Origin of the sequence: Paenibacillus sp. FSL L8-0663, assembly GCF_038008125.1 — a bacterium.
GTDB classification, from domain to species: Bacteria; Bacillota; Bacilli; order Paenibacillales; family Paenibacillaceae; genus Paenibacillus; species Paenibacillus polymyxa_D.
The window spans coordinates 2426851-2451505 of sequence record NZ_JBBOYM010000001.1; the positions used below are offsets into that span (position 1 = coordinate 2426851).

The 24655-nt window shown below is 53.1% G+C and carries 1 protein-coding gene (cut by a window edge); it reads left to right on the forward strand.

Going from position 1 to position 24655, the window contains the following annotated elements:
• A protein-coding gene (locus MKY75_RS11065; RefSeq protein WP_340885260.1) for a non-ribosomal peptide synthase/polyketide synthase crosses the window boundary here: on the forward strand, positions 1–24586 show its 3' portion. The gene continues 17735 nt to the left of window position 1, outside the view; the window shows 24586 of its 42321 coding nt (coding positions 17736–42321); its start codon lies off the left edge, out of view; its stop codon occupies positions 24584–24586.
• The last annotated feature ends 69 nt before the right edge of the window (positions 24587–24655 follow it).

Consider the following 24655-nt stretch of genomic DNA (forward strand, 5'->3'; position numbering starts at 1 on the left):
GCGGATTCTGTTCGAAGATTTCTCGACAGGCTACGAGCAGGCGAGCAAGGGTGAGGCTGTACGATTGCCCTATAAAACGGATTCCTTCCAAGCATGGGCATTGGAGTTGTCGTCTTACGCCAACCGTCCTGAGGCTGCCTCGGATGAAGTTTATTGGAAGCAGCTGGAACAGGCCAAAGCGGAAGCCGCACCGCTGCCTAAGGATTTTACCTACGAGGGCTCCTTAAACGCAGACAGCGAAGTGCTGACGGTAGAGTGGACCGAAGCTGAAACGCAGCAACTGTTAAAGCAGGTCCATCGCGCCTACAACACCGAGGTCAATGATTTGCTGCTGACCGCGCTGGGACTGGCGGTGCACAATTGGACAGGCGCAGGACAGGTACTGGTGAATCTGGAGGGCCATGGCCGGGAAGCGATCCTGCAAGAGGTGGATATTACACGTACCGTAGGTTGGTTTACGAGCTTGTATCCAGTGCTGCTGGAGACCGGCAAGGAAATGACACTGGCTCAGCGGATTAAAGAAACGAAGGAAGGTCTGCGCCGGATTCCACATAAAGGGCTGACCTATGGAACTTGGCGCTACTTGTCTCCTGCGTCTGCATCGGATGAAGCGCATACGATTGCAGCAGAACCGGAAATCAGCTTTAACTATTTGGGTCAGGTCGATCAGGATCTACAAAACAGTGGAATCGCATTGTCACCCTATAGTGCAGGGGAGACAGAGGATGCACATTCACCGCTGCAATATACGCTGGATTTAAACGCGATGATCTCGGAAGGCACGCTGCGCTTGACGATTGCTTACAGCCGTAAGCAGTATCGTAAAGAAACGCTGGAACGTGTGGCAGGACTGCTGCAATCCGCTTTGCAAGAGGTGATTACGCATTGCGTCGCTCAGGAACAGCCGGAACTGACCCCGAGTGATGTATCCTTCAAAGGTCTGACGACTAGAGAACTGGAACAAATTGCGAAACAGGCGGCACATACCGGTGATTTGGAAAATGTATACGCACTGACGCCGATGCAAAAGGGGATGCTCTTTTATAATCTGATGGATTCGCAATCGGGAGCTTATTTTGAACAGGCCTCCTTTGATCTGCGAGGACATTTTAATATCGCTGCATTTGCGGCCAGTTTGGATGTTTTAATGCAGCGGCATACGGTACTGCGCACGAACTTCTACAGCGGCTGGCAGGATGAACCGCTTCAGGTTGTGTACCGCAATAAGCGCAGTGAACTGTATGTGGAAGATTTGCGGGATATGAAGGACGAGCAGCAAAACGAATACATGCTCGAATTTACGCGTAAAGACAAGCAAAGAGGCTTTGACCTAGCACAAGACGCCTTGATGCGTGTCGCTGTGTTGCGCACAGGTGAGGAGACGTACCGTTTTGTATGGAGCTTCCATCATATCGTGATGGATGGCTGGTGCTTGTCGCTGGTGACCAACGAAGTGTTTGCGAGCTATTTTGCGATCCTGGCCCATAAACAACCGGAACTGGCCCCTGTAACGCCGTACAGTCAATATATCGAATGGCTGGAGCAGCAGGATCGTCAGGCCGCATCAAGCTACTGGAGCAAGGTTCTGGAAGGATATGAGGAGCAGTCTCGTTTGCCACAGGCTAAAATTCAGGGCAAAACGGGGTATCAGTCGGAGCGTTTAGATTTTGATTTGGGCGCGGATCTCACAGCTGGTATTCAGCGCATAGCCAAGCGTTATCAGGTGACGATCAATACGTTGATGCAGACCGTTTGGGGCCTTTTGCTGCAAAAATATAATGGCACCGATGATGTCGTGTTTGGCAGCGTGGTATCTGGACGTCCGGCAGACATTCCAAATGTGGAGCACATCATTGGTCTGTTTATCAACACCATTCCGGTGCGTATCCGCAGTCAAGTGGACAGTTTATTCTCCGATGTGATGAAGCAAACCCAGGAGCAATCGATTGCTTCCCATACCTATGATACGTATCCGTTGTATGAAATTCAGGGACTGTCGGAGCTTAAGCAGGATTTGATCAATCATATTCTTATTTTTGAGAACTATCCGGTCGAGGAACAAATCGAGCAATTAGGCAGCGGTGATGAGTCCAGCTTCACGATCACCGGAGCCGAGTCTGTCGAGCAGACCAACTATGACTTTAACCTGGTGGTACTGCCCGGGAACACCATTCACATGAGCTTTGGCTATAATGCCCTGGCCTTTGAACGGGAAAGTGTAGAGCAAGTCCGAGGCCATCTGGTGCAACTGCTGGAGCAGGTGACAGCGAATCCGGACATCCGTGTACATGAGCTGGATATGTTAAGCGAGCAGGAGCGCGAGCAAATTCTCAGCGCATGGGGAGATACGGCGACCGAGTATCCAAGCGAGCAAACGATTCATGGTTTGTTCGAGGTGCAAACCGCGCAGACACCGGAGCAGACAGCCTTGTTCTTTGAAGGAGAAGCGCTGACTTATCGCGAGTTGAATGAACGCGCCAATCGATTAGCTCGTACCTTGCGCAGTCAAGGCGTGACGAAAGATCGTTTGGTGGGTCTGATGACCGAGCGGTCGGTGGATATGATCGTGGGCATCTTCGGGATTTTAAAAGCCGGAGGCGCATATGTCCCCATCGATCCAACCTATCCGGAGGAACGTATCCGCTATATGCTGGACGACTCGGGTGCGAAGCTACTGTTGACACAAAGTCATCTGGTGGACAAAGCAGTTATCGATGGCCAAGTGCTGGTGCTGGATGGAACGCAAACGGTGTATCACGAGGATGGTTCCAACCTGGAGCCGTGGTCCGGTCCAGATGATTTGGCGTATGTGATTTATACATCGGGTACAACAGGGCAGCCGAAGGGCGTTATGCTGGAGCATCACGGGCTGTGCAATCTGAAAACGTATTTTGATCAGACGCTTCGAATCCGCACGTCGGATCATGCGTTGCTGTTCGCTAGCTATTCGTTTGATGCGGCTTGCTGGGAAATCTTCCAAGCGCTGTTCTGCGGAGCCACGTTATATGTGCCAACGACAGAGACGATTTTGAATTACGAGCGGTTTGAGCAATATATGGCGGATCACCACATCACGGTGGCAGCTTTGCCGCCGACCTATGCGGTGTATCTGGAGCCAGAGCGGATGCCACACCTGCGTATTCTGTTCACTGCGGGTTCAGCATCTTCCACCGAACTGGTATACAAGTGGAAGGATCAAGTGGCGTACTACAACGGCTACGGTCCAACTGAAAACTCAGTTGCAACGTCCATCTGGCCGGTGTCCGAGGATGCAAGGGCAGGACAACTCATTTCCATTGGACGTCCTGTGCCGAATCATCGGGTATACATGGTGGATGGGCATGGACATTTGGCTCCGGTCGGCGTAGCGGGTGAGCTGTGCGTGTCCGGTCCGGGTCTGGCCCGCGGTTATCTGGATCGTCCAGAGCTGACGGGGGAGAAATTTGTAGCGAACCCGTTTGCGGCTGGCAAAGCCGGCTATGAACGAATGTACCGTACGGGGGACTTGGCGAGATGGATGACGGACGGCAACATCGAATATTTGGGCCGGATCGACCATCAAGTAAAAATCCGGGGCTACCGGATCGAGCTGGGCGAAGTCGAGGCACAAATCTTGAAAGTGGAAGACGTGCAAGAGGTCATCGTACTGGCCCAGGTGGACGAGCAGGGGCAAAACCAACTGGTGGCGTACTATGTCGCTGAAAGAGACGTAAGCGCGGGTGAACTGCGCAGCTTGCTGGGTGAGGAGCTGCCCAACTATATGGTACCTTCGTATTTCATCCAGCTGGAGCAGATGCCACTGACACCCAACGGCAAAATCGACCGCAAGGCACTGCTGGCATCGGAGGGTAGCCTGCAAAGCGGAGCGGATTATGTAGAGCCGCGCACAGCGCTGGAGCAGACGTTAGTGTCCATTTGGCAGGCTGTATTAGGAACGAAGAGAATCGGCATTTTGGATAATTTCTTTGATCTGGGCGGCGATTCGATCAAGGCAATCCAGGTATCGTCCCGCTTGCTGCAAGCGGGCTACAAGCTGGAGATGAAGGATTTGTTCCAATATCCGTCCATTTCGTTGCTGAGCGGTCATGTACACAAGGTCAGCCGTACAGCCGATCAGCGGGTGGTCTCGGGAGCAGTTAAATTGAGCCCAATACAGCAATGGTTCTTTGGACAATCCTCAGCAGAGCCACATTATTTCAACCAATCGGTGATGCTGTATAGAGCACAAGGATTCGATGAAGCCGCATTGCATCAAACGGTGACCCAAGTGACGGAGCATCATGATGCATTGCGTATGGTCTTCCGTCAGACCGAACAGGGCTATGAAGCGTGGAATCGTGGTTTGAACGAAGGTCAGCTGTACAGTCTGGACGTTGTTGATTTGACGGGTGTCGAAGACGCGGCAGATGTGACGGTGGCGATTGAAATGAAAGCCAATGCCATCCAAAGCTCTATTCGTCTAGATGAAGGACCGCTGGTGAAGCTGGGACTTTTCCGCTGCATGGATGGAGATCATTTACTGATTGCGATCCACCATTTGGTCGTAGACGGGATTTCGTGGCGGATTGTGTTTGAGGATTTTGCCACGGGGTATGAGCAGGCCGTGCGGAGAGAAGCGATTCGCCTGCCATATAAAACGGACTCTTTCTCCGACTGGGCAGAACGTTTGTCTCAATATGCGAATAGCCCGGCGATCGAAAATGAACGCGAATATTGGCAGCATCTCGCTCAAATGGAAATTGCATCGTTGCCTAAGGATCAAGAAAGAGCGGAGGGACAACATTCTCTAATCAGAGACACTGCGACGGTGAGCGTAGCATGGAGCGAACAGGAAACACGGCTGCTGCTGCTGGAATCGCATCGGGCGTATAACACAGAGGTCAATGATCTGCTGTTAACCGCACTCGGCACCGCGTTATATAACTGGAGCGGTCAGGAGCGTGTGCTGGTCAATCTGGAGGGCCATGGCCGGGAAGCCATTGTTCCAGATATCGATATCACCCGTACCGTGGGCTGGTTTACGAGTCAGTATCCAGTACTGCTGGGTGTGGATGGGAAGGCAGAAGTAGGGCAGCGAATCAAGCGGGTGAAGGAAGATCTGCGTCATGTGCCGCATAAGGGTATTGGCTACGGTATTTTGAAGTATATGTCTCAGCATGATGTCCATCCTTCCTTGACCTTGCAGCCTGAAATTAGCTTTAACTATTTGGGACAGTTTGATCAGGACTTAGAAAATGGGGATATCACGCTGTCTTCGCATCCAGGTGGAGAGCCGATGAGTGACCATACTGTACTGGAGCATCCTTTGAATGTGAACGGCATGATTACAGCGGGCGCGCTGACACTGGACATTCGCTATGACAGTAAGGTATATCAACAGCAAAATGTAGAGAACTTTGCGCAGTTGCTGCAGGAAAGCTTGCAGGAAGTGATCGCGCATTGTGCCTCCCAAGAGCGGAGCGAACTAACCCCAAGCGATGTCTTGTTCAAAGGCTTGTCGTTGGAACAACTGGAGCAATTGACGGAGCAAACGGCTTCTGTGGGCGAACTGGAAAATGTGTATGCTCTTTCGCCGATGCAGAAGGGGATGCTGTTCCATAGTCTGATGGAGCCGGACTCAGCTGCATACTTCCAGCAAGCGTCGTTTGATCAAAAAGGCAGCTTTGATGTTGAAATTTTCCGCAAGAGTCTAGATGTACTGACACAGCGTCATGAAGCACTGCGGACGAATTTCCATCGATTTGAAACAGGACATGGTCCGGAGCCATTGCAAATCGTGTTCCGTCACAAAGATAGCGATCTGTCCTTCAAGGATATACGCGAAATGCAGGAAGCGGAGCAACAGGCGTATATCCAGACGTTTAAGCAGGAAGACCAGGCTAGAGGCTTTGATCTCGGTACGGATGCACTTATGCGCGTACAGGTATTGCAAACCGATGAAGAAACGTATCATTTGGTCTGGAGCTTCCATCACATTGTCATGGATGGCTGGTGCTTATCGCTCGTTACAGGCGAAGTGTTTGGTACGTACTTTGCGCTGCTGGAGCAGAAGCAGCCGGAGCTTGCTCATATCACACCGTACGGCCAATATATCGAATGGCTAGAGCGTCAGGATGAACGTGCGGCAAAAGAGTATTGGAGCAGCTATTTGGCAGGCTTTGAACAGCAAACCTTGTTACCTGGATTGGATACTTCATCGAAAGACCACGTGGCGGACAGCAGGGATCATACGGTGTCCAATACAGCAAGCGAAACCAGCGAATATGTTTCTGAAAAAATAACGGTAGATCTGGATCCAACGTGGAGCGAAGCCATGTACCGGATTGCAAAGCAGCAGCAGGTCACGATTAATACGCTGATGCAGAGCGTGTGGGGCCTTATTTTGCAGCAATATAACAACAATGAGGATGTTGTATTCGGCAGTGTGGTATCTGGACGTCCGACGGATATTGCGGGTGTAGAGCATATGATCGGTCTGTTCATTAATACGATCCCAGTGCGGATTCAAAGTGAACAGAATGCCACGTTTGTGGACATCATGCGGAAAACGCAGGAGCAGGCACTGGCCTCAGGAGCCTATGACAGCTTCCCGCTGTATGAAATTCAGGCATTGACCGAGCAGAAGCAGCATCTGATTAACCACATTATGGTATTTGAGAATTATCCGGTAGAGGAGCAAGTCGAGCAGCTTGGGGAAGTTCGTCCATCCGCTTTTGAAATTACGAATGTAGAGGTTGTCGAGCAAACAAACTATGATCTGGACTTGATTGTGATGCCCGATGAAACCTTCCGCATTATGTTCAGATATAACGCCAATGTATACGATCGGTCTACGATCGAGCGGATGCAGGGACATGTACTGCATGTCATCGAGCAAATCGTGAATAATCCGCATATCCGTGTGAATGAGCTGGAATTGGTGACACCGGAAGAGCAGGCGCAGATCGTTCAGGTCTGGGGGGATACGGCGGCAGCTTATCCGCAGGATCAAACGCTAAGCGCACTGTTCGAGCAGCAGGCAGCGAATACACCGGATCAGGCAGCAGTGTTGTGCGGATCGGAATCGTTGACCTACGCGGAGTTGAATGAGCGCGCGAACCGACTCGCACGCACTTTGCGTGCGGAAGGCGTCGAGCCGGATCAGCCTGTAGGCATACTGGCTCACCGTTCTCTGGACATGATCGTAGGTATTTATGCGATCCTCAAAGCAGGCGGAGCCTACGTGCCAATTGATCCAGAATATCCGGCCGACCGCATCCGCTTCATGCTGGAGGATTCGGGAGCGAAGCTGGTGCTGACGCAATCGCATCTGGCGGAGCAAGCATCGCTGAGTTTCGACGGCCAGGTGCTGGTGCTGGATCGTCAGGAGCAGACTGGCCAAGACATTTACCACGAAGACGGCTCGAATCTGGAGCCACTGGCCGGACCGCACCATGTCGCCTATGTCATTTATACCTCTGGCTCCACGGGAAAACCGAAGGGCGTGATGGTGGAGCACCATTCTGTGCTGAATCGGATTTTGTGGATGCATGATCGGTACGGCTTGAGTGCGGAAGATACGATCCTGCAAAAGACCGCCTTCACGTTCGACGTGTCGGTGTGGGAGCTGTTCTGGTGGTCGCTGGTCGGCTCGAAGGTGAGCTTGCTGTCGGTAGGCGGGGAAAAGAACCCGGAAGACATCGTGGACACGATTGCCCGCGATGGAGTGAGCACGATGCACTTTGTACCTGCCATGCTGCATGCGTTCCTGGAGTATGTGGAGCAGCAGCCACGGGAAGTGATGCAAGCGAAACTGGCAACGCTGCGCCATGTCTTTGCCAGTGGTGAAGCCTTGCCGCCACAGCATGTGGCTCGCTTCCAACGGCTCGTGTCGAGCCTGACCGGAGCGAAGCTGATCAACCTGTACGGTCCAACCGAAGCGACGGTGGACGTATCGTACTTTGATTGCGAGCCGACGGAAGAATATGCAGTCATTCCGATCGGAAAACCGATTCAAAACATTCGCCTGTACATCGTGAAGGAAGGCACGGAGCAATTGCAGCCGATTGGGGTTGCAGGGGAGTTGTGCATCGGTGGTGTCGGTGTGGCACGTGGGTATCTGAACCGTCCGGAGCTGACGGCCGAGAAATTTGTGAAAGATCCGTTTGCCGGCGGGGAAGCCGGGTATGAGCGGATGTACCGCACCGGCGATTTGGCGAGATGGATGCCGGACGGCAACATTGAATATTTGGGCCGGATCGACCATCAGGTGAAGATCCGCGGTTACCGGATTGAGCTGGGCGAGGTCGAAACGCAGCTGCTCCAAGTAGCGTCCGTGCGAGAAGCGGTTGTCATGGCTCGTGCAGACGAAACGGGACAAAAACAAATGGTGGCCTACTATGTTGCTGGACAAGAGATCGGTGCCAGCGAGCTGAGAAGTGAGCTGGGCCGGGAACTGCCAAGCTACATGGTGCCGTCCTACTTTGTACAACTGGAACAAATGCCGCTGAGTCCAAATGGAAAAATTGACCGCAAGGCCCTACCAGCACCGGAAGGCAGCCTGCAAAGCGGAGCCGATTATGTCGCACCGCGGACGTGGGTGGAAGTGAAGCTGGCGCAAATTTGGCAGGATGTGCTGGGCCTGGCGCAGGTCGGCGTGAAGGAAAATTTCTTTGAGATTGGTGGACACTCGCTGCGGGCGACGACACTGGCCTCGAAGATTCACAAGGAGTTGAACAAGCCGCTTCCCCTGCGCAGTATTTTTGAAGCACCCACGATTGAACAACTGGCAGCCGTTCTGGAAGGTCTGGATCAAGTGGTGTACGCGTCCATTCCGGTAACAGAAGAACGCAGCTTCTACCCGTTATCTTCAGCACAAAAACGACTGTATGTACTGCATCAGTTTGATCCAAGTGATGTGAACTACAACATGCCGTCAGTGCTGCAAGTGAGCGGTCCGCTGGATGTGAAACGAGTAGAAGACGTGTTCCGTCAACTAATCGATCGTCATGCAACCTTGCGTACCCGCTTTGAGCTGGTAGACAATGAGCCGATGCAATGGATTGAGGATACCGTGCCATTCGAGGTGGAATATACGAAGGTACAGGTAGAGAGTGTGATTACGGATACGGATCAGGACACAGCTACAGGAATGGATACAACTACAGCTACGTACACGAGGATTAGCCAGGAAGCACAAGAACGGGTACGGCAGTTTATCCGTCCGTTTGATCTAAAAGCTGCACCGCTGCTGCGGGTAGGCTTGGTGGATCTGGGTGTCCAAGGAGTAGAGCAAGAATCCCAGCATTTACTCATGCTCGACATGCACCATATCGTTTCGGATGGCGTGTCGATGGAGGTACTGACCGATGAGTTTGTCCGCTTGTATGGCGGTGAAGAACTGTCGCCATTGCGGATTCAGTACAAGGATTATGCCGTATGGCAGCAAAGCGAAACCCATCAGGAGTGGATGCAGCGTCAGGAAGCGTACTGGCTGGGCACCTTCCGGGGCGGAGTGCCTGTACTGGATCTGTCAACCGACTTTGCCCGTCCGGCGGTGCAGAGTACGGCAGGGGATACGATCGAGTTTGCACTGGGGCGTGAGGTTAGTGAACGCCTGAAAGAACTGGCTTCGCAAACAGGCGCTACCCTGTATATGGTGCTGCTGGCGGCGTACACTACGCTCTTGCACAAATATACAGGCCAAGAGGACATTGTTGTCGGCACGCCGATTGCAGGACGACCGCATGCGGAGCTCAGTAATCTGGTGGGTATCTTCATTAACACGCTGGCGATTCGCAATTATCCGTCCAGCGACAAAACGTTCCTGGATTATCTGCAAGAGGTGAAGGAGCATGCGCTCAGTGCTTATGAGCATCAGGACTATCCTTTTGAAGAACTGGTTGAACAGCTGAATTTGACAAGAGATACGAGCCGAAATGCGCTGTTTGACACGATGTTTGAGTTGAAAACCTTGGAGCAACAGGAGTTACTGCTGGAAGGTTTGACCTTGAGCTCCTATCCACTGGAAAATCATACGGCCAAGTTTGATCTGACTTTAGATGCAGTGGAGCAGCCAGAAGGCATTCTGTGCAGTCTAGAATATAGCACGGCGTTGTACAAGCCTGAGACCATGACGCGATTGGCACAGCATTTTGCGGAAATCGTTCGAGCTATTGCATACCATCCACAACAGCCCCTGGCAACTTTGAATATGGTAACCGTTGAGGAAAAGGAGCAACTCATCTACGGTTTTGGAGAAGTGGGAGTAACGGGCGGTGCCGCAGTTGAAGCAGGAGCCCTGTTCCATACCTATGTGGAAGAACAGGCACAGCTTGTACCAGATCATGTGGCGGTGGTGTACGAGGAGGAGCAGCTCACTTACCGGAAACTGAACGAGCGCGCGAACCAATTGGCGCGGAGATTGCGGAATGAAGGCGTTGGACGCGAGTCGATTGTCGGCATTTTGAGTGAACGCTCGGTAGACATGCTGGTCGGCGTACTGGCGGTGTGGAAAGCGGGAGGCGCCTATGTGCCGCTGGATGCAGACTATCCGTCTGAACGGATTCGTTTCATGCTGGAGGACAGTGGTGCGACGGTATTGTTGACCCAAATCGGCTTACAGGAGCAAGCACAGATATGGCTTGGGGAAAGCCGACAGGCCTTGGCCGGAGGGCAGACTGAGGGTGAGTTGGAAACAGCGGCTGGTGCTGAAACGATGGAAAGAGACAGCCTAAATGAAAACTTAGGCTCAAAATCAGATTCGAAGTCTGACAGCGAAGCAGCATCCGAACCGGCAACAGGGCTGCGTCTGCATACCGTATTGGCATTGGACGATGAGTCACTGTACACCGGAGATACGACAGACGTCGATCACATCAACGAACCGCACGATTTGGCGTATGTGATCTATACATCCGGGACAACCGGACGGCCGAAGGGCGTCATGATCGAGCATCACAGCTTGGTGAATACGGCTGCGGCGTATCGCAGGGATTATCGCCTGAACCAATTCCCAGTCCGACTGCTGCAACTGGCGAGCTTCTCTTTCGACGTATTCGTCGGGGATATCGCGCGGACGCTCTATAACGGCGGCACGATGGTCATTTGTCCGAAAGACGACCGGATTGATTTTAGCCGTCTGCACGGATGGATTCGCGATGTCCAGATTACCGTGTTCGAATCGACTCCGGCCCTGATCGTACCGTTTATGCAGCATGTGCATGAACAGGGGCTGGACATGAGCAGTCTGGAGCTGCTGATCACGAGCTCGGATAGTTGCAGCGTGACGGACTACCGAGTGCTGCAAGAGCGGTTTGGTGCGGATATCCGCATTATGAACAGCTACGGCGTCACCGAAGCGGCGATTGACTCCAGCTTCTACGACGAAGAGCTGTCGAAGCTGCCAAGCAGCGGCCATGTGCCGATTGGTCAGGCGTGGCTGAACGCACGCTTCTACATTGTGGACAGCCAGCTGAATCCGGTGCCGATCGGCGTACTGGGTGAGCTGTGCATTGGCGGAGCCGGGGTGGCACGAGGCTACCTGAATCGTGCAGACCTGACAGCCGAGAAATTCGTAGCGAATCCGTATGTACCAGGTGAACGGTTGTACCGTACAGGCGATTTGGCGCGATGGATGCCGGACGGCAATGTAGACTTTATCGGCCGGATGGATGATCAAGTCAAAATCCGGGGCTTCCGGATTGAACTGGGCGAGGTGGAAGCGCAGCTGCTGACCGTGGACGGCATTCAGAAAGCCATCGTCACCGCCTGGGAAAACGAAGACGGAGACAAGGATCTGTGTGCGTATGTCGTAGCCTCGGAGGCGCTGAATTTGCCGGATCTGCGCAGCACACTCCAGCCCAAACTGCCGGGCTATATGATCCCGACCTATGTCGTACAACTGGATCGTTTCCCGCTGACACCGAACGGAAAAATTGACCGCAAAGCGTTGCCTGCGCCAGAAGCGCGCCTCGAAGGAGGCACGGCGTACGTGGCACCGCGCACACCGCTGGAAGAGCAGTTGGTACGTATTTGGCAAAGCGTTCTGAATCATCATCAAATAGGCATCCAGGATAACTTCTTTGAAGTGGGAGGACATTCTCTGCGCGCTACCACCCTGATGGCGAAAATCCATCAGGAGCTGAATCACAAGCTGGCGTTGCGAGATATTTTCCAATATCCGACGATTGAGCAACTGGTGCAGTTGATGGGTGAAGATCAGACCCAGCAAACGTATGTATCTATTCCTGTGGTGGAGGAGCGTGAATATTATCCTGTTTCCTCGGCGCAAAAACGGATGTACGTGCTGAGTCACCTGGAAGGTGGAGAGGTTAGCTACAACATGCCAGGAGCGTTGATTATCGAAGGTTCCTTGGATAAAATGCGACTGGAACAAGCCTTCCGCCAGCTGATTGCCCGTCATGAAGCCCTGCGAACCCGATTCGAGATGGTGGATGGTGAGGTGATTCAACGGATTGAATCGGGCGTCGCATTCAGCGTGGAGCATGTGCAGGCAAGCGAAGAAGAGACCCAGCAGTATGCCCAAGACTTTGTACGCGCATTTGATCTCGCACAAGCACCATTGCTGCGGGTTCAGCTGGTGGAAACCGGACCGGAGCGTCACGTCATGCTCTATGACATGCACCATATTATTTCGGATGGCGTCACGGAAGGAATTATCGTGCAGGAGTTCTCTCAATTGTATGAAGGCAAGGAACTGCCGCCACTCCGTATTCAGTACAAGGACTATGCGGTTTGGCAGCATGCAGATATGCAAAGTGAGCGGCTTCGTGAGCAGGAAAGCTATTGGCTAAACACGATGGCTGGTGACATTCCAGCGCTGGATATGCCAACGGATTTTGCAAGACCAGTCGTACAGCGTCTGGAAGGAGCGCGATTGGAATTTGCGATCAGCCTGGAGGACAGCGAACAGTTGAAACAGCTGTCCGCGCAAACCGGCTCCACCTTGTACATGGTATTGCTGGCCGCGTATAGCACGCTTTTGCATAAATATTCGGGACAGGAAGACATTATCGTCGGCACGCCGATTGCCGGAAGACCGCATGCGGAGCTGGAGGGCTTGGTAGGCGTATTCCTCAACACGCTGGCGATCCGCAATTATCCGGCTGGTGACAAAACGTTCCTAGATTACTTGCAAGAGGTCAAAGAGCATGCGCTCAGTGCTTACGAACATCAGGAATATCCTTTTGAAGAGCTGGTTGAAAAGCTGAATTTAACGCGGGATACGAGCCGGAATGCGCTGTTTGACACGATGTTTGAGTTGAAAACATTTGAGCAGCAGGAGTTCGAGCTGGAAGGTCTGACCTTTAAAACGTATCCGACAGACAATCATACGGCCAAATTTGATCTGACCTTGGATGCCGTGGAGCAGCCGGAAGGCATTCTGTGCAGTCTGGAATACAGCACGGCGCTGTACAAGCCTGAGACCATCGCGCGATTGGCACAGCATTTTACCGAACTTGTACGTGCGATTACTCTTCATCCGCAGCAGCCACTGGCAGCTTTGGATATGGTAACTGTCGAGGAGAAGGCACAAATCATCTACGGCTTTGGAGATGTGGGAGTATCGGATGTTACTGCTGAAGCAGGAGGCTTATTCCATACTTATGTAGAAGAACAGACCCAGCTTATACCAGATCATGTGGCGGTGGTGTACGAGGAACAACAACTGACGTACCGCACACTGAACGAGCGTGCGAACCAATTAGCCCGTAGACTGCGAAATGAAGGCATTGGACGCGAGTCGATTGTTGGCATTTTGAGTGAACGTTCGGTCGACATGCTGGTTGGCGTACTGGCGGTGTGGAAGGCAGGAGGCGCCTATGTGCCGCTGGATGCAGATTATCCGTCCGAACGTATTCGTTTCATGCTGGAGGACAGTGGTGCGACGGTACTGTTGACCCAAATCGGCTTGCAGGAGCGTGCACAGGCATGGCTCGAGGAAAGCCAACCTACATCCGAACCCGCAACAGGGCTGCGTCTGCACACCGTACTGGCACTGGACGATGAGTCGCTGTACACCGGAGATACCTCAGACGTCAATCACATCAACGAACCGCAGGATCTGGCGTATGTGATCTACACGTCGGGGACAACAGGACGTCCGAAGGGCGTCATGATCGAGCATCGCAGCTTGGTGAATACCGCCGCGGCGTATCGTCGGGATTATCGCCTGAACCAGTTCCCGGTACGTTTGCTGCAGCTGGCAAGCTTCTCCTTCGACGTGTTCGTCGGCGATATTGCCCGGACGCTCTATAACGGCGGAACGATGGTCATCTGTCCGAAAGACGACCGGATTGACCCAAGCCGTCTGTATGGCTGGATTCACGACTATCAGATTACGGTGTTCGAATCGACACCGGCCTTGATCGTACCGTTTATGCAGCATGTATATGAGCAGGGACTGGACATGAGCAGTCTGGAACTGCTGATTACCAGCTCGGATAGCTGCAGCGTGACGGATTATCGGGTGCTGCAAGAACGATTTGGTGCGGATATCCGCATTATGAACAGCTACGGCGTCACGGAAGCGGCGATCGACTCCAGCTTCTACGACGAAGAACTGTTGAAGCTGCCGGACAGTGGCAGTGTACCGATTGGACAGGCATGGCTGAACGCACGCTTCTACATCGTGGACAGCCAGCTGAATCCGGTGCCGATCGGCGTACTGGGCGAGTTGTGCATCGGTGGAATTGGGGTAGCACGGGGATACCTGAACCGTGCGGACCTGACGGCCGAGAAATTCGTAGCCAATCCGTTCGTGCCAGGTGAACGATTATACCGCACAGGTGACTTGGCGCGATGGATGCCGGACGGCAATGTGGACTTTATCGGCCGGATGGACTATCAAGTGAAAATCCGGGGCTATCGGATCGAGCTGGGCGAGATCGAAACGGCGATCCAGCGGGTGCCGGGTGTACGTCAAGCGGTAGTCATCGACCGGACGGATGAGCGTGGACACAAGTACTTGTGCGGATACATCACAGGAGAAGCTGAGCTGCGGATCGAGGAGGTACAGGCCGAACTGGAAGCCGGACTGCCAGCGCACATGGTGCCTGCACGTTTGATGCGACTGGAGACGATCCCGCTGACCAGCAACGGTAAAATCGACCGTAAGGCCTTGCCGGAACCGGAAGGAAGCATCCATACGGGTGCAGCCTATGTGGCACCGCGTACCACGGTGGAGCAAGTACTGGCTGCGGTATGGGCCGGGGTGCTCGGCGTGGAAGCGGTAGGTGCGCAGGATAACTTCTTTGAGCTGGGTGGCGATTCGATTAAGGCCTTGCAAGTATCCTCCCGATTGCTGCAAGCAGGTTATCGACTGGAGATGAAAGACCTGTTCAGTCATCCAACCGTGTCTGCATTGGCACTGAAAGTTCAATCGGTGACCCGATTGGCGGATCAAAGCGAAGTGGTGGGCGCTGTGAAGCTGACACCTGTTCAACACTGGTTCTTTGAGCAAAACCTGACGGATGCTCATCATCATAACCAGTCCATCATGCTGCATAGCAAGGATGGTTTTGATGAACCGGCCCTGCGCACGGCGATGGATCAAATCGTTAGCCATCACGACGCACTGCGGATCGTTTTCCGTCCTACGGAGCACGGATATGAAGCCTGGAATCGCGCAATTGGGGAGGGCGAGCTGTATACGCTGGAACGTATAGACCTCAGCCATGAGACTGAGGTGTCAGCGGCGATCGAGGCTAAAGTGAATGAAATTCAGGCGGGTATTCAGTTAAGCGAAGGACCGCTGGTGAAACTGGGGCTGTTCCATTGCCCAGATGGTGATCATTTGCTGATGGCGATTCATCACTTGGTGGTGGATACCGTATCTTGGCGCATTTTGTTCGAGGATATTACAACCGCCTACGAGCAGGCATTGAACGGACAAACGGCTCGCCTTCCGCACAAAACGGATTCGTTCCGCACCTGGGCGGATGGGCAGTCTCGATATGCGAATAGTCCGGCTATGGCAGCAGAACTTGAATTCTGGAAGGAAATGGAACATGGCGTATATCAGCCGCTTCCAAAAGACGAGTCCCCTTCTCATTCCTTGAATAGGGACAGCGAGAACATGACAGTTACGTGGACAGCTCAGGAAACGGAGCAGTTGTTAAAACAGGCGCATCGTGCCTACAACACGGAGATGAATGATTTACTGCTTACCGCCTTAGGACTGACGATTCATCGCTGGGCGGGCCTGGAACGAGTACTCGTGAGCCTGGAAGGCCATGGACGGGAATCCATTTTGCCAGAACTGGATATTACGCGCACCGTGGGCTGGTTTACGACCCAATTCCCGGTGGTGCTGGATATGAGCGTGGGGCAAGACCTTTCACAGCGCATCAAACAGGTGAAAGAAGGACTCCGCCGCATTCCGCAAAAGGGCATTGGCTACGGGATGTTGAGATACCTGTCCGCAGCACGTGAGCCAGAGCGTTTTGTGACCGAACCTGAAATCAGTTTTAACTATTTGGGACAATTTGATCAAGATATGCAAAGCCAGTCCATGGATGTATCTCCTTACTCTTCTTACTCTAGCGGTGTAGAGCTTAGCGCCCATGCAGCCAGATCGCACACGCTGGATATGAACGGACTGATTTCGGAAGGCAAGCTGCAATTGACAATCAGCTACAGCAAGCAGGAATATCGCCATGAAACGATGGAGCAGTTAGCTGAACAGTTCAGAACCAGCTTGCAGGAAATCATTACGCATTGCGTAGGCCGCAAACAGCAAGAACTGACGCCAAGCGATGTCATGCTTAAACATGTAACGATGGCCGAGCTGGATCAATTGGTAGAACGGACTCGTGACATCGGGGAACTGGAAAATGTCTATGCGTTGACGCCGATGCAAAAAGGCATGTTGTTCCATAGTCTGATGGATGCAGAATCCGGGGCTTATTTTGAACAAACGACCTTTGATTTGCACGGACGCTTCCAAGCGGATATTTTCCAAGATAGCTTGAATCATTTGGCGCAGCGGCATGAGATCTTTAGAGCTAATTTCATCAGCGGTTGGCAGGATGAGCCTGTGCAGGTGATTTTCCGCCGCAAGGAGGTTGGTTTCAGATATGAAGATTTGCGTCATTTGGATGAGCAGGAACGTGACGCGTATGTGAAGGAATTTATTCGCAAGGACAAGGCAGCCGGATTTGATTTGTCCCGGGATGCGTTGATGCGCGTGGCGATTTTACGAACAGGTGATGAGGATTATTATTTTGTGTGGAGCTCTCATCACATCTTGATGGATGGCTGGTGTGTGGCTTTAGTCACGGATGAGGTGTTTGAGGCTTATTTTGCAGCCGTGGAGCATAGACAGCCGAAGCTTGCCCCCGTGACTCCATACAGTCAGTATATTGAGTGGCTTGAAGCACAGGATGAAGAAGCAGCAGCTTCCTACTGGAAGGATTATTTGCTCGGCTATGAGCAGCAAACTTCGATTCCGACCGGAAAAGTCGGCGTGAAAGCGGACGGTGCACAATTTGAGCATGTGCTGTGCGATCTGGGCAAAGACTTGACCGGGCGTATGGAGATGGTGGCCAAGCAGCATCACGTGACCCCGAATACATTGCTGCAAACAGCTTGGGGATTGCTGCTCCAAAAGTACAACGGTAGTGACGACGCTGTTTTTGGCGGTGTAGTGTCGGGTCGTCCAGCGGAGATTTCGGGGATCGAAAACATGGTGGGCTTGTTCATTAACACCATTCCAATACGTATCCGCAGTGGGGCTGACGATACCTTTGCCGACCTGATCAGAACGAATCAGAAACAGGCGCTGACTTCTCAAGATTATGAAACGTATCCGCTGTATGAAATTCAAGCCTTGACCGAGCAAAAGCAAGACCTGATCAACCACATTATCGTGTTTGAAAACTATCCGGTGGAGGAGCAGGTCGAGCAACTTGGGGAAGGTGCAGCGTCGGATTTTGAAATTCGCAATGCCGGCATGATTGAACAAACCAACTATGATTTCAATCTGGTTGTCATGCCGCAGGAAGCGATGAAAATCCGATTTGAATACAATGCGAAGTTATATGATCGTGAAGCCGTGAAGCGGACTCAGGGCCATCTGATACAGCTATTGGAGCAGGTGGTAGCGAAGCCGGACATTCGGGTGCAGGAGCTGGATATGGTAAGTGAGCAGGAGCGTGAGCAAATTCTCACCGTATGGGGCAATACAGCTGCTGAGTATCCAAGCGAGCAAACGATTCATGGCTTGTTCGAGACACAAACGGCGCAGACACCGGAACAGCCAGCGTTGTTCTTTGAAGGAGAGCAGCTGACCTATCGCGAGCTGAATGAACGTGCGAATCGTCTGGCGCGCACCTTGCGTAGTCAAGGCGTGACGAAGGATCGTTTGGTGGGTCTGATGACCGAGCGGTCGGTGGATATGATCGTGGGCATCTTCGGGATTTTAAAAGCCGGGGGCGCATATGTGCCCATCGATCCGACCTATCCAGAGGAGCGTATCCGCTACATGCTGGACGACTCGGGTGCGAAGCTGTTGTTAACGCAAAACCATCTGGTTGATAAAGTGGCTTTCGACGGTAGCGTGCTGGTGCTGAATGGGGCACAGGGTGTGTATCACGAGGATGGTTCCAATCTGGAGCCGTTGTCTGGTCCGAACGATCTGGCCTATGTCATTTATACGTCAGGTACGACGGGGCAGCCGAAGGGTGTTATGTTGGAGCATCGCGGTCTATGCAATCTGAAAACGTATTTTGATCAGACGCTCAAGATCCGCACGTCGGATCATACGTTGCTGTTTGCTAGCTATTCGTTTGATGCGGCTTGCTGGGAAATCTTCCAGGCGCTGTTCTGCGGAGCCACGTTGTATGTACCAACGTCAGAGACGATTTTGGACTATGAGAGATTCGAACATTATATGACAGAACATCAGATTACGGTGGCGACGTTACCACCGACCTATGCGGTGTATCTGGAGCCGGAGCGGATGCCATACCTGCGTGTTCTGTTCACTGCGGGTTCAGCATCCTCAACAGAATTGGTATACAAGTGGAAGGATCAGGTGGCGTACTACAACGGCTACGGTCCAACCGAAAACTCGGTGGCGACGTCCGTCTGGCCGGTATCCGAGGACGAGAGAGCAGGACAACTCATTTCCATCGGACGCCCTATACCGAATCATCGGGTGTACATGGTGGATGTGCATGGACATTTGGCTCCGGTAGGCGTAGCGGGTGAACTGTGCGTGTCCGGTCCGGGTCTGGCCCGTGGTTATCTGGATCGCCCAGAGCTGACGGCTGAGAAATTTATACCAAATCCGTTTGCAGCTGGTGAAGCCGGCTACGAACGAATGTACCGTACGGGTGACTTGGCCAGATGGATGCCAGACGGCAACATTGAATATTTGGGCCGGATCGACCATCAGGTGAAAATCCGGGGTTACCGGATCGAGCTGGGCGAAGTCGAGGCACAAATTTTGAAAGTGGAGGATGTACAAGAGGTCATCGTACTGGCCCAGGCGGACGAACAGGGGCAAAACCAATTGGTGGCGTACTATGTTGCTGAAAGGGAAGTGAGCGCTGGTGAGCTGCGCAGCTTACTGGGCGAGGAGCTTCCAAACTACATGGTGCCTTCGTATTTGGTACAGCTGGAGCAGATGCCGTTGACACCGAACGGTAAAATCGACCGCAAGGCACTGCCAACACCGGAAGGCAACCTGCAAAGCGGAGCTGATTATGTCGCACCGCGGACGTGGGTAGAAGTGAAGCTGGCGCAAATTTGGCAGGATGTGCTGGGTCTGGCGCAGGTCGGTGTGAAGGAAAACTTCTTCGAGATTGGCGGACACTCGCTGCGGGCGACGACGCTGGCCTCGAAAATTCACAAGGAGCTGAACAAGCCGCTTCCACTGCGCAGTATTTTTGAAGCGCCAACGATTGAACAACTGGCAACGGTCATGGAAGGTCTGGATCAAGTGGCGTATGCGTCCATTCCGGTAACGGAAGAACGCAGCTTCTACCCGCTTTCCTCGGCGCAAAAACGATTGTATGTACTGCATCAGTTCGACCCGAATGATGTGAACTACAACATGCCGTCAGTGCTGCAAGTGAGTGGTCCGCTGGACGTGAAGCGAGTGGAGGACGTGTTCCGTCAACTGGTCGCCCGCCATGCGACCTTGCGCACTCGCTTTGAGCTGGTGGACGGTGAGCCGATGCAGTGGATCGAGGATACTGTACCATTTGTGGTGGAATATACGAAGGTACAGGCCGAAGATAGGACTGCGCATACAGACATGGCCGCAGATATGGTAGTCAGCCCAGAAACGCAGGCATTGGTACGCCGCTTTGTCCGTCCGTTCGATCTGCAAGCTGCTCCGCTGCTGCGGGTAGGCTTGGTAGATTTGGGCGTACAAGGAACCGAGCAGGAATCGCAGCATTTACTCATGCTCGATATGCACCACATCGTCTCGGATGGCGTGTCCATGGGAGTACTGACCGATGAATTTGTCCGCTTATACGACGGTGAAGAGCTTTCGCCATTGCGGATACAATACAAGGATTATGCGGTATGGCAGCAAAGCGAAGCCCATCAAGAGTGGATGCAACGTCAGGAAGCGTACTGGCTGGGCACCTTCCGGGGTGAACTGCCTGTATTGGATCTACCGACAGACTTTGCCCGTCCGTCGGTACGAAGTACGGCAGGCGATACGGTGGTGTTCGGGCTGGAGCGCGAAGCTAGCGAACGCCTGAAGGAACTGGCGGCGTACACAGGCTCTACGCTGTATATGGTGCTGCTGGCGGCGTACACCGCGCTCTTACACCAATACAGCGGGCAAGAAGATATTGTAGTCGGCACACCGATTGCCGGACGACCACATGCCGATCTGGAGCCGATGATCGGGATGTTCGTCGGTACGTTGGCATTGCGAAACTATCCGACAGCGGAACATACCTTCCGCAGTTACGTGGAAGAAGTGAAAGTTTGTGCACTGCAAGCCTATGAACATCAGGACTACCCATTTGAGGAGCTGGTGGAAAAGCTGAATGTGAAGCGGGATATGAGCCGCCATCCGCTGTTCGATACGATGTTTACCCTGCAAACCACTGAGGAAGGCGAACTGCAACTGGCAGATCTGAGCTTCCGTCCATACGGCTTGGAACAAACGCCAGCGAAGTTTGATTTGACGCTGGAAGCCAGAGAGGACGAGGCAGGTATCCAGCTCGGATTGCAGTATGCAACTGCGTTGTACGAGCGCGAAACGGTAGAACGGATGACGCGTCACTTTGTTCGCTTGGTCGAAGCCGTGGCGGTGAACCCGGATGCGAAGCTGGGTGAGCTGGAGTTGATTACAACAGAAGAAACCGAGCAGATTCTGAAGGTATTCAATGATCCGAATGCGCATAGCGTGCTTGGAGCATTACAAGGCCGTTCGCTCAGCGAACGCTTTGAAGAGCAAGCTGAGCGCAACCCTGAGCGGATAGCCGTTGTGTCTGGGGCCACCGCGCTGACCTACACTGAGCTGAATGAGCGTGCGAACCAATTGGCTCGTGTGTTACGAGCGGAAGGGGTCGAAGCAGATCAACCGGTTGGCGTATTGCTGGAACGTTCTGCGGATATTCTGGTGAGCATTCTGGGGGTACTGAAGGCCGGAGGCGCGTATGTGCCGATGGATACGATGTATCCACAGGAGCGCATCGACTACATGCTCCAAGACAGTGGGGCCAAGGTCGTGATTACAAGCAGAGTTGCCCATCTGTCACTCAGCTTGCCATCCACAGTTCGAGCTGTAGTCTTGGATGACGAGGACATTCAAGCTCAATTGGGAGCACAGGATGCGAGCAACCTGATCCCTATCGCCGGCCCGCATAACCTGGCCTATATGATTTACACGTCAGGCACCACCGGTCAGCCGAAAGGGGTCATGATCGAGCAGGGCAGTGTTAGCAATCTGGTAGATGCTTTATGGAAACGAGTATACAGCCGTTACGAACAGCCGCTTCATGTCGCATGGCTGTCAGCATTTGTATTTGATGCTTCGGTGAAGCAAATCTTTGCCAGCTTGCTGTTAGGCCACACTCTGCATGTGGTGTCCCGTGACGTCAGCCTGAGCGGAGAGCATTTGATCGCCTACTACCGTATGCACCGGATCGACCTGTCGGACGGCACACCTGCGCATCTGCATATTTTAAACGAAAGCGTCAGCGTGACCGAAGCGCCGGATGTGAAGCATTACCTGATCGGAGGCGAAGCCTTATCCGTGCAGCTGGTACAAGTGTTCCTGCACAAGTGGTCCGGGTATCGTCCGGTGATTACGAACGTGTACGGTCCGACCGAAACGACGGTAGATGCGACCGCTTATACGATTGAAGATGTGGAGTCCCTGAACGCATTGCTGGAAAAAGGGGAGCATACGGTATCCATCGGAACGCCGATCGCGAACCAGTCTGTGTACATCTTGAACAGCCAGCAACAGCTGGTGCCGATCGGTATCGCAGGTGAACTTTATATCGGGGGTGCAGGTGTGGGACGAGGATACCTGAACCTGCCGGAGCTGACGGCAGAGAAGTTCGTCCTGAATCCGTTCGCTGATGCGGCAGCAACCGATCCAGCGGACAGCACTCACGCAAACCGGATGTACCGCACGGGCGACTTGGCACGGTGGATGCCAGACGGCAGTATTGAGTATTTGGGCCGGATCGACCACCAGGTGAAAATCCGGGGTTACCGGATCGAGCTGGGTGAGGTGGAGGCGCAGCTGCTGACCGTGGATGGCATTCAGAAAGCCGTGGTCACAGCATGGGAAAACGAAGACGGACACAAGGACCTGTGTGCCTACATCATAGCTTCAGCGTCCCTGAGTTTGCCGGAGCTACGGAATGCGCTGCAGCCGAAGCTGCCCGATTACATGATCCCGACGTATGTGGTACAACTGGATCGTTTCCCGCTGACACCGAACGGGAAAATCGACCGTAAGGCGCTGCCGGCGCCGGAAGCACGCCTCGAAGGAGGCCTGGAGTACGTTGCACCGCGGACGCCGCTGGAAGCCAAGCTAGCCCAAATCTGGCAGGATGTCTTGAAGCTGTCCAGCGTAGGAGTCACCGACTCATTCTTTGACGTGGGTGGGCACTCCCTGCGGGCAACGACGCTGGTGGCCAAAATCCATCAGGAACTGGACAGCCGGATTACGCTGCGTGAGGTGTTCCAACACTTTACGATTGAGCAGCAAGCCCAGCTCATCGCAACGCACGGCACAGACACCTATACGGTGATTCCTGCGGCGGCGCAACAGGCATACTACCCGGTTTCCTCGGCTCAAAAAAGACTGTACATTTTGAGCCATCTGGAAGGTGGGGATCTCAGCTACAATATGCCGGGTGTATTAACCGTGGAGGGACCGCTTCAGGCCGATCGGCTGGAGGATGCGTTCCGTCAGTTAATAGCTCGCCATGAAACGCTGCGGACTTCCTTTGAAATGCTGGAAGGCGAGGTCGTACAGCGGGTGTACGATCAAGTGGAGTTTGCAGTAGAGCACCTGCAAGCCAGGGAGTCCGAAGCCGATGCCTATATCGAGTCCTTTGTACGCAGCTTTGACCTTCGCCAGGCACCACTGCTGCGTGTCCGTCTTATTCAAACCGGACCAGAGCGCCATCTCCTGATGTACGACATGCACCATATTATTTCAGACGGTGTATCGTCGAACAATATCGTGCAGGAGTTGGTACAACTGTACGAAGGACAGGCATTGGAGCCGCTGCAAATTCAGTACAAAGACTACGCCGTGTGGCAGCAGCAGGAGATGCAGCGTGAATCATACCAACGCCGGGAACACTTCTGGCTGGAGCATTTAGCTGGAGAGTTGCCGGTACTGAATTTGCCAATTGCTTATCCTAGACCTGCTGTTCGCAGCTTCGAAGGTGCGATGTATGAATTTACAGTGGACGCGAATGTATCCGAGCAACTGCACCGAATTGCGACACAAACCGGAAGTACACTGTACATGGTGCTGTTGAGCGCCTACACCGTTCTGCTGTCCAAATACAGCGGTCAGGACGATTTGATCATCGGTACGCCAGTAGCAGGCCGCTTGTTGCCTGAGCTGGAGCCACTGATCGGAATGTTCGTCAATACGCTAGCCATCCGGCATCAGCCGAAGGGCAACCAAACGTTCCACAGCTACTTGCAGGAAGCCAGAGATCGTACGCTGCAAGCCTTTGAGCATCAGGATTATCCACTGGAAGAGTTGGTGGAAAAGCTGGATGTAGCACGGGATGCAAGCCGTAACCCGTTGTTTGACACCATGTTTGTACTGCAAAATACAGAGTCGCAGGAAACGAAGCTAGAAACGCTGTCCTTCAGTCCATATGTTCAGGAGCACAGCATCTCCAAATTCGATTTGACCTTGTCTATGAGTGATGAAGACGGGGAAATCAAGGGTTCGTTTGAATATTGCACGAAGCTGTTTGGAGCCGACGCTATTGAGAGATTAACCAGAGATTTGATAGCGATCCTGTCCCAGATTGGAATCGATCCAGATTTGCTGTTAGGCGATATCCAGGTGAACTCGGACGAGCAGCCGGAAGGCTTCTCACCGGATTCCATCGACTTTGTTTTTTAAATCCGTTTTCTAAAATGCAATGAATTCACTTTGCGTGTGCAGAGGGCGGCGGCTTGTCCGACTGCCCTT